Origin of the sequence: Halogeometricum sp. CBA1124 (assembly GCF_009741955.1) — an archaeon.
Classification (GTDB): Archaea; Halobacteriota; Halobacteria; order Halobacteriales; family Haloferacaceae; genus Halogeometricum; species Halogeometricum rufum.
In genome coordinates this window covers 1-8,550 of the sequence record NZ_WPCD01000161.1, presented here as the reverse complement: position 1 = coordinate 8,550, position 8,550 = coordinate 1, and the positions used below count along the sequence as shown (strand labels likewise).

Sequence of the window (8,550 nt, the reverse complement as noted above, 5' to 3'; positions counted from 1 at the left end):
CGTCGCGCCGTCCGCCGCGTCGCCGCCGGCGTCAGTCCCCGACGAGTCGCCGCCGTCGGGCGTCTCGGTCGCCGCGCCGTCGACGGACCCGGTGTCGCCGTCTCGCTCGGTCCCGTCTTCGACCGCACCGTCTCCCGGCGGCGTCACGGTGACCGTCGGCGGCGCGGGTCCGGCGTCGGAGTCGCCGCCGTCCTGTATCAGGCCGACACCGGCCCCGGCGAGGACGGTCAGGAGGACGAGGAGGACCAGCGCGGTCCGTTTCGTCAGTTCGACGCGCATCAGGTGCTCACCTCCGTGCCGCCGGTATCGGTGTCTGTTTCGGTCTCAGTATCGGTGTTCGGCGTCGTCTCGGTGTCTGTGTCTGTTTCGGTCTCAGTATCGGTGTTCGGCGACGTCTCGGTGCCGGTGTCCGTTTCAGTCTCGGTGCCGGTGTCCGGTGTCGTCTCGGTCTCAGTATCCGTTTCAGTCTCGGTGTCGGTGTTCGGTGTCGTCTCGGTCTCAGTATCCGTTCCTGTCTCGGTGTCTGTCTCGGTCTCGGTACCGGTCACCGCTCCGTCCGTCGAGGTTTCCGTCATCGTCGCGTTCCCGGTCGTTGCCGTCTCGTTCTCGGTCACGGTATCCAGCGTCGAGTCGTCCGTTTCGGTCGTCTCGGACGCTGCACCCAGCGACTCCACGGTAGCCGATTCGGTCGGCGTGAACGTCCCCGCGCCGATGGAGACGGACGCCGTCTCCCGGTCTTCCAGCGCGCCGTAGACCGCACCGCCGCCCGCGAGCGACGCGACGAGGACGGCGACGACGAGCAGCGAGAGTCGTGTCCGCGCTCGGTCGCTCATGTGCCCTCCTCCTCCCCGAACGCGCCGCGGTACAGGTCGTACAGTTCGCCGCCGCCGAGGAGGACGGCGGGGACGACGAGGAACAGCACGGTCCCCAGTCGGGAACTGGCGAACGTCACGACGTAGCCCACCAGCGGGAGGTGAAACGAGACGACGCCGACGACGTTGCGCGGGGAGACGAGTTCTTGGTCGGCCTCCTCGTTGGCGTCGCCCTTCGTCCGGAACGCCGTCTGCCCGTCGCGTTCGACCACGTCGACGACGCGGTGCGTGACGAGCGACGACCCCGTCCCCGAGGCGACGTCCGCGCTGGCGAACGTGATGACGTCTCCCTCCGAAATCTCGTCGGTCGGTTCGTCCGCGACGAACACGACGTCGCCCGCGTCGATGGCGGGCGACATGCTGTCCGAGAGGACGACGTAACTGTGACTCGCGCCGGCCAGTTGCGGAACGGCGAAGAGGGCGAACGGCACGATTGCGAGGACGAAAATCACCGTCGCAATCGTCTTCAGGTGGTCGTTTGTTGGTGTCATGGGTTTGGAATATCGAAATACTGCGAGCGGTCGCGAGGGGGTGAAAGTGGAACTGGAGTCCACGTCGGACAGGACCGCGTTGCCTACCGTTCGTTGCTGTCGGCCCCTTCAGTTGAAGTCGAAGTAGATGGCCGGGCTTTCCGCCTCCGGACTCGCACCGAACGTGAACTGGAACGTCCCTTCGAGGGTGAGACCGCCGGAGATACCCGGAGTCGCCTCGATGTGGTTCTTGCCCTCGCCACCCGAGGCACTGACCGTGCCGGGAACGACCATGTCGCCGTCGATGGTGAGGTCGGAGACGGTGACGCCGCCGTCGTCGGCGTTTCGAGACGCCACGGTGATGCCGACGCCGTCGTCCGCCGTCGGCAGACCCGACTGCGAGGTGACTTCGGTGCCGTCGATGGAGATGGTCAGTTCGTCGTTCGACTGGTCGTACTCCATCGTGAACGTGTGCTCGTCTTCGTCCCAGTCGTAGTGGACGTCGCCCGCGGACGGCGCGGAGTTCTGGATGAGAATCTCCTGTTCGGCCGACCCGCCGTCGTCACCGTAGCGGAACGCCGCGTTGAAGTCGCCGGACGCGAGGTTCGGGAACCCGGAACCACTGGTCGCCTCGACGATGTTCCCCTGCGTGAGCGTGAGGCCGAGGTCGGCCGTCACGCGGTCGCTCTGGACCTCGTTACCCGCCGACTCGGGCAGGTGCCAGTTGACGGTGATCTTGGTCCTCACGCCGCCGCCGAGCATCCAGGGGCCGAACGTCCTGCCCTGCGTGTTCGCCAGCGTCGCCGGCCCGATGGTGTCTCCTTCGACCGAGAGGCTCATCTTCAGGTGCTGGGAGAGTTCGCCCTGGCCGTTCGTGCTGTCGACCTCTTTCTCCGCGTCGTTACGACCGTTCTCGTGGTCGACCACGTCGCCGACGGTCGCGCTGAGGATGCCGCCGACGTTGCCGGCGTTCCGCACGTAGAACGAGTTCGACCCGCTATCTCCCGGTGCGATACCCGACTCGTCGAGGATGGTGACGGTGCCGTTCGCGCCGTTCACTCGGAGGTCGAGCGTCCCCGACTGGACCTGCGCCTGTGCGTCCTCGCTGTCCTCGAACAGTGCCATCGTCCCCGCGCCTGCCCCCGCAGACGCCAGACCGATGGTGCCGAGTCCCGCCAGGATCTTCCGCCGCGAAAGTTCGATGTTGGTGTCGTTTGTCATGGTTTCTCTCTCGCCTTTCGGCAGGTGAACGATGGGACGGCACCCCCTTATCTATGGTCAGCATTCGAGAATTTACCGGAAAGTTACGGATTCGAACGGAAGCCATTCCTGACCGAGATTCTCCGCTCGTCCGACGAAACGGGCGATTAAACGGACGAAACCAAGTGTTACGTTACGCAGAGTGTCCCGACAGGCATACGTACCAGAAATATTGATTATCCTATAGATTTAACTGTTTGTGGAGTGACTGTACGGACAGCGAGTCATGGGGAGCATCGATGCAGCGTCGGTGCAGGGGAGTGACGAGTGCGCAGGCCCGAAGGGGGCATCGGACGACGCGCACGAGCCACTTTCCGCACGAGACGCGTTCGACATCCTGAGTAACGACCGGCGACGGTTCGCCCTCCACTACCTGATGCAGGAGGAGGAGGCGCCCTCGCTGAACCAACTGTCCCGGCACGTCGCGGCCTGGGAGAACGACGTGCCTCCGGAGGCCGTCACGTCGAAACAGCGACGGCGCGTCCACGTGGCCCTCCACCAGACGCATCTCCCGCGGATGGACGACGCGGGCATCGTGACCTACGAGTCGTCGTCGGACCCGATCTGTCTCGCCGAACGGGCGGACGACCTGAACGTCTACATGGAAGTCGTGCCCGGAAACGACATCACGTGGAGCACGTTCTACCTCGGACTCTCGCTGTTCTCGCTCTCGCTGGTCGCGGCCGTCGCAGTCGGCGCGTACCCGTTCTCCGTCCTCTCGATGACGCAGACCGCCGTGTTCAGTTCGCTCCTGTTCGTCGTCGCCAGCGCCGTCCACGTCCGGTGGACGCGTCGCCGTCGACTCGGGTCGCAAGGCAAGCCGCCGACGCGCCGCGTCTGACTCGGTTCTGTCGGAATCCGTCCCGGGGGAAGCTTTCGCCCACCGAGAGCTTTCAGACAGGGACGAACGCTCTTTTTGTGTGACGCCCCCGCGGTTCGAATCGGACGCTCCGACGACTCAGCCGCCGGAGTGCAAAGGTTTACAACTTATCGAGTAAACGAAAAACCATGGTCAGAAACTACGCAGACTTACACGACCCGAACGCGGAGTATACGATGCGAAACCTCTCCTCGGAGACGATGGGGGTCACGGCCAAGCGAGGCGGCGGCCGCGACGTGGAGATAACCGACGTGCAGACGACGATGATCAACGGGAACTTCCCGTGGACGCTCGTCCGCATCTACACGGACGCCGGCATCGTCGGTACGGGCGAGGCGTACTGGGGTGCGGGCGTCCCGGAACTCATCGAGCGGATGAAACCGTTCGTCGTCGGCGAGAACCCCCTCGACATCGACCGACTGTTCGAACACCTCATCCAGAAGATGTCCGGCGAGGGTTCGGTTGAGGGCGTCACGGTCACGGCCATCTCCGGCATCGAAATCGCCCTCCACGACCTCGCGGGCAAGATTCTCGAGATACCGGCCTACCAACTGCTCGGCGGCAAGTACCGCGACGAGGTCCGCGTCTACTGCGACTGCCACACCGAAGACGAGGCCGACCCGGACGCCTGCGCCGACGAGGCCGAACGCGTCGTCGACGAACTCGGCTACGACGCGCTGAAGTTCGACCTCGACGTGCCCTCGGGCCACGAGAAGGACCGGGCGAACCGACACCTCCGACCCGGCGAGATCCGTCACAAGGCGGAGATAGTCGAGAAAGTCACCGAACGGGTGCAGGACGACGCAGACGTCGCGTTCGACTGTCACTGGACGTTCTCCGCGAGTTCCGCGAAACGCCTCGCCGCGGCCATCGAGGACTACGACGTCTGGTGGCTGGAGGACCCCGTGCCGCCGGAGAACCTCGAAGTGCAGGAGGAAGTCACGAAGTCCACGCTCACACCCATCACGGTGGGCGAGAACCGCTACCGCGTCACCGAGGAACGCCGACTCATCGAGAATCAGGCCGTGGACATCATCGCTCCCGACCTGCCGAAGGTCGGCGGCATGCGCGAGACGCAGAAGATCGCCGACGTGGCGAACCAGTACTACGTCCCCGTCGCGATGCACAACGTCTCTTCGCCCGTCGCGACGATGGCCTCCGCGCACGTCGGCACGGCCATCCCGAACTCGCTGGCCGTCGAGTACCACTCCTACGAACTCGGCTGGTGGGAGGACCTGGTCGAGGAGACGGTCATCGAGGACGGCTACATCGAGATACCCGAGGAACCGGGACTCGGCGTGACGCTCGACATGGACGTCGTCGAGGACAAGATGGTCGCCGGCGAGGAACTGTTCGACGAGGAGTGACGAGACGTCCGGCGGTCGGCTGACGGCAGCTTTTTGGCGAACAGGCGGCGCAGACCGCAGGCGTCCCGTCGCGAGTGCGCCGCGCGACCGCGAGTCGCGAAGGGCCGTGATTACGTCACGGCGGTCTTGGCCGCGCCTTCGTATTTGAACCCTCACCTGACGGGAGCCTCACATTTATCGACCGAGGCGGCTAGTGCTATCGTATGACGTACGAAGTCGATTACGAACTCACGGACGACGACGAGAACGTCCACCACGTCTGGGACAACAGCCTCGACCCCCTCGTGACGGTCGAACCGGGTGAGGTGGTCCGCTTCGAGTGCCGGGACGCACTCGACGGACAGGTCGGTCCCGACTCCGACGCCGAGGACCTCGCCACCGCGAGTTTCGACCCGGTTCACCCGCTGACGGGTCCCGTCGCCGTCGAGGGGGCGGAACCCGGCGACGTGCTGGCGGTCGAACTCCTCGACTTCGAGCACAAGGGCTGGGGGTTCACCGGCTACATGCCCGGCGAGATGGGCCTCGGCCTCCTCCCCGAGGAGTTCGAGGAGGCGGGACTGCACGTCTGGGAGTTGGAGGAGGACGTGGCTCACTTCGTGAACGGCATCGAGGTTCCGCTGGACATGTTCCCGGGCATCATCGGCGTCGCGCCCGGCGAGGACGGCGAACACGACACGCTCCCGCCGCGGGACACCGGTGGCAACATGGACGTCAAGCACATGACGAAGGGGTCGACAGTGTACCTCCCCGTCGAGACTGAGGGCGCGTTGTTCTCCACCGCCGACTGCCACGCCGCGCAGGGCGACGGCGAGGTGTGCGTCACGGGCATCGAGGCACCCATGTTCGTCACCGCGCGGTTCGACGTACTGACGGACAAATCCATCGAGCAACCGCAACTGAAGACGACGGGGCCGTTCACGCCGACGGGGTCGGACGAACCGATGTACGCGACGACGGGCATCGCCGACGACCTGATGGAGGCGACGAAGAAGGCGGTCCGGCACATGATAGACCACCTCGAAACCGAACGCGACCTGACGCGCGGCGAGGCGTACATCCTCTGCTCGGCGGCGGTGGACCTGAAGATAAGCGAAGTCGTCGACGCCCCGAACTGGACGGTGACGGCGTACCTACCGGACAGCATCTTCCCCGAGTAGGGCCCCGGGCTACTCCCCGCCGAACGCCTCGCGGAGTCGGTCCGCGATGGACCGCCCGACAGTCCGCGGGTCGGCTTCCAGCAGTTCGAGTTCGTCGCCGACACGGACCGCCCCCGGTTCGACCACGTCGGCGCAGATGCCGCCGCGCTTCCTCCCGAGGGCGCGCGCGACGCCCTCCTCGCCCGCGACCCGTTCGACGTGGGCGCAGGGCGGCCGGGGACGCGTCCCCCGGAACGTCGCCTCGCCGACGCGGAACGTCGTCGCCAACAGGTCGCGGAGGTCCGGACCGCGGACGATGACGTTCCGGCGGTGCCGGCCGTCCGTGAGGTCGATACCCGTCTCCTCGCGAATCGTCTCCAACGCCTCGGCCGCGACGAACGTCACCTCGCAGACGTCGAACGGCGAGTAGTGGCCCGTCCCGCGGAGGTACCGGTCGCCGCGGATGCCGCCCTCAACGCAGTCGATGCTCTCGTGTGACTCCATCGGGGCGCCGTCCTCGGGACTCGTCCACAGGGCCTCGACGGTGCCGTGGACGTCGGCCCGGGCGTCCGCGGCGGCGGAGTCGTCGTCGGCCATCAGCACACCGACCGCGGGTCGAAGCCGAGACCCTGCAGGGCGTCCGCGTAGTCGTCGTACGCCAGTTGAATCGTGTACCCTGCCACCGTTCGGGCCGTCTCCCACGCCGTGTCGTCCTCACAGGTGGATTCGAGCAGCGAGAGGCCCTCGGTCAGCGTCTCGGCCGTCTCGGCCTTCAGGTCCCGGAGGACGTCCGCCGTCGCCTCGTCGGCCTCGTTCACGAAGAAGCCGATGAGTTGGTTGTACGTCCGGTGACTCACGAGGGGGCGGCCGACCATCCCGCCCGCGATTCGTTCGACCGTCTCGTCGCGGCCGCGCAGGTACCCGTGCATCGGTCCCGGTTCGTCGTCGGCCTCCCAGTCGCCGTCGAGTTCGGCCCTGACGCGTCGGAGGTGGTCGGCCTCCTGGTCGGCGACGGCGGCGAACGCCTCGCGCGCCGCCGCGTTCGCCTCGTCGTCCGCCCACCCGCGGAACGTCTCGCGCGCGGCGTGTTCCGACGCCGCCGCCACGTCGAGGACGCGTTCGCGCGTCAGGTCCGCGTCGGTCAACGCGACCAGCAGTTGCTGCGACCCGAGTCGCGCCAACTCCGTCTGCTTGTCCCTCTCGACCGCCGAGCGAAGCGTCTCTCCGTCCATACCGAGCGGTCGGTCGCGGCGACCCTGAATCTTCGCCCGGTGCCGGACAGTTGGCTATATAACTCTCTCGTTATCGAGAGTGATATCTCACGGCGAACGTTCATATGTCGAAACGGTTTGGACAACGCGTATGGAAGACGACCAGTTCGCCGTCGACGACGCGCGTCGCAGACGGTGGACGGGACGGAACTCGCAGAGACGATGGGACTCGACGCCGAGGAGATCGCGTGGCGGAAGTCGTTCAACCGGTTCGACGAGAGCGACGCGGAGCGACTGACCGAGCTCTCGCCGCTGTTCGACAGCATCGCCGACGACGTGGTCGACGAGTTCTACGACCAACTCACGAGCGACGACGACGCGGCCGAGATTCTCGGCCGGTCGAGCAAGGGACTGGACGCCCTCAAGCGGGACCAGGCGTCGTACCTGAAGTCGCTCGGACGCGGTGAGTACGACCGCAGCTACTTCGAGCGCCGGGCGCGGGTCGGCAAGATTCACGACATGCTCGACGTGGGACCGAAGTTCTACCTCGGCGCGTACTCCGTCTACTACGAACGCCTCGTCGAGGCCATCGGCGACGACGTCAAGCGGGAGTTCGAGGGAGACGCCGGCGCGGACGGCGACGGGGGACTGCTCGCCGGTCTCCGCGGGCAGTCCGCCGGCGGCGACGTGGACGCCGCCGTCGACGCCGTCGTCGAGCGGACGCTCTCGCTTCTGAAACTGTTCCTCCTCGACCAGCAGGTGGCGATGGAGACGTACATCCACTCCTACAGCGAAGAGGCGCGACAGCAGGCCGACCGGCGCCGGAAACTCGCCTCGCAAGTCGAACGGGAACTCCGCGACCCCATCGACGACGTCCACCGGTCCTCACAGGTCGTCTCCGACCGCGCCGAGGACATCCGGGACATCGCGTCCGAACAGGTCGAGGACATGGAACGCGTCGCCGGCGAGGTGTCGCAGATGAGCGCGACCGTCGAGGAGATAGCCGCGACGGCCGAAGAGGTCGAGAACACGAGCGTCGAGGCGGCCACCCGCGCCGCCAACGGCGAGGAGGCGGCCGACGAGGCAATCGAGGTGATGGAGGAGGTGAGCGAGGCGGCCGCCGAGGCGTCCGAGGACGTTCGCCGCCTGCAGGCGAAGATAGACGAGGTCGACGGCGTCATCGAGACGATAAACGACATCGCCGAGCAGACGAACCTGCTGGCGCTGAACGCCTCCATCGAGGCGGCGCGGGCGGGCGAGGCCGGCGAGGGGTTCGCCGTCGTCTCCAACGAGGTCAAGTCCCTCGCGGAGGAGACCCAGCAGTTCGCCGGCAACATCTCGGAACTCGTCGAGG

General features: G+C 66.5%; 9 protein-coding genes and 1 pseudogene. 4 read left to right on the top strand and 6 right to left on the bottom strand.

Annotation, left to right across the window (positions count from 1 at the left end):
• The 4 genes and pseudogenes from GJ632_RS16215 to GJ632_RS16200 form a co-directional block, all read right to left on the bottom strand.
• A pseudogene (locus GJ632_RS16215) lies at positions 1-279 on the bottom strand (hypothetical protein); the annotation flags it as partial.
• Positions 279-833, bottom strand: a complete 555-nt coding sequence (locus GJ632_RS16210) for a hypothetical protein (RefSeq protein WP_191453492.1) — start codon at positions 831-833, stop codon at positions 279-281. The pseudogene GJ632_RS16215 and the gene GJ632_RS16210, both read right to left, overlap by 1 nt.
• Positions 830-1,363: a signal peptidase I gene (locus GJ632_RS16205; protein WP_191453491.1), complete on the bottom strand. Its 534-nt coding sequence runs from the start codon at positions 1,361-1,363 to the stop codon at positions 830-832. The genes GJ632_RS16210 and GJ632_RS16205 overlap by 4 nt, the downstream gene beginning before the upstream one ends.
• A 108-nt stretch (positions 1,364-1,471) precedes the next feature.
• Positions 1,472-2,563, bottom strand: coding sequence for a TasA family protein (locus GJ632_RS16200; protein WP_191453490.1), 1,092 nt, complete (start codon positions 2,561-2,563; stop codon positions 1,472-1,474).
• Positions 2,564-2,828: 265 nt separating this feature from the next.
• Between GJ632_RS16200 and GJ632_RS16195 the strand changes: the two genes are divergently transcribed.
• From GJ632_RS16195 to GJ632_RS16185, 3 genes are all read left to right on the top strand, one after another.
• Complete coding sequence (locus GJ632_RS16195; protein WP_191453489.1) at positions 2,829-3,443, top strand: hypothetical protein; 615 nt, start codon at positions 2,829-2,831, stop codon at positions 3,441-3,443.
• Positions 3,444-3,610: 167 nt separating this feature from the next.
• The gene (locus tag GJ632_RS16190) at positions 3,611-4,849 is read left to right on the top strand and encodes a mandelate racemase/muconate lactonizing enzyme family protein (RefSeq protein ID WP_191453488.1); all 1,239 of its coding nucleotides are present in this window, start codon (positions 3,611-3,613) and stop codon (positions 4,847-4,849) included.
• Positions 4,850-5,052: 203 nt separating this feature from the next.
• Entirely contained in the window at positions 5,053-6,006 is a 954-nt protein-coding gene (locus tag GJ632_RS16185) for an acetamidase/formamidase family protein (RefSeq protein WP_089806787.1), read from the top strand.
• 9 nt (positions 6,007-6,015) lie between these two features.
• Here the strand turns inward: GJ632_RS16185 and GJ632_RS16180 are convergent, their stop codons facing one another.
• The gene (locus GJ632_RS16180; protein ID WP_191453487.1) at positions 6,016-6,582 is read right to left on the bottom strand and encodes an MOSC domain-containing protein; all 567 of its coding nucleotides are present in this window, start codon (positions 6,580-6,582) and stop codon (positions 6,016-6,018) included.
• Positions 6,582-7,217, bottom strand: a complete 636-nt coding sequence (locus GJ632_RS16175; RefSeq protein ID WP_191453486.1) for a rubrerythrin family protein — start codon at positions 7,215-7,217, stop codon at positions 6,582-6,584. Before GJ632_RS16175 ends, GJ632_RS16180 begins: the two co-directional genes overlap by 1 nt.
• Before the next feature lie 174 nt (positions 7,218-7,391).
• On the opposite strand from GJ632_RS16175, the gene GJ632_RS16170 reads away from it, so the two are divergent.
• Positions 7,392-8,550: protoglobin domain-containing protein (locus GJ632_RS16170; RefSeq protein WP_394351822.1), on the top strand; the 1,159-nt coding region annotated here is incomplete at its 3' end.

Coding starts and splice junctions, on each gene's coding strand:
- GJ632_RS16200 (WP_191453490.1), bottom strand. CDS start 2,563: ATGACAAACGACACCAACATCGAACTTTCGCGGCGGAAGATCCTGGCG.
- GJ632_RS16190 (WP_191453488.1), top strand. CDS start 3,611: ATGGTCAGAAACTACGCAGACTTACACGACCCGAACGCGGAGTATACG.
- GJ632_RS16210 (WP_191453492.1), bottom strand. CDS start 833: ATGAGCGACCGAGCGCGGACACGACTCTCGCTGCTCGTCGTCGCCGTC.
- GJ632_RS16175 (WP_191453486.1), bottom strand. CDS start 7,217: ATGGACGGAGAGACGCTTCGCTCGGCGGTCGAGAGGGACAAGCAGACG.
- GJ632_RS16205 (WP_191453491.1), bottom strand. CDS start 1,363: ATGACACCAACAAACGACCACCTGAAGACGATTGCGACGGTGATTTTC.
- GJ632_RS16185 (WP_089806787.1), top strand. CDS start 5,053: ATGACGTACGAAGTCGATTACGAACTCACGGACGACGACGAGAACGTC.
- GJ632_RS16180 (WP_191453487.1), bottom strand. CDS start 6,582: ATGGCCGACGACGACTCCGCCGCCGCGGACGCCCGGGCCGACGTCCAC.
- GJ632_RS16195 (WP_191453489.1), top strand. CDS start 2,829: ATGGGGAGCATCGATGCAGCGTCGGTGCAGGGGAGTGACGAGTGCGCA.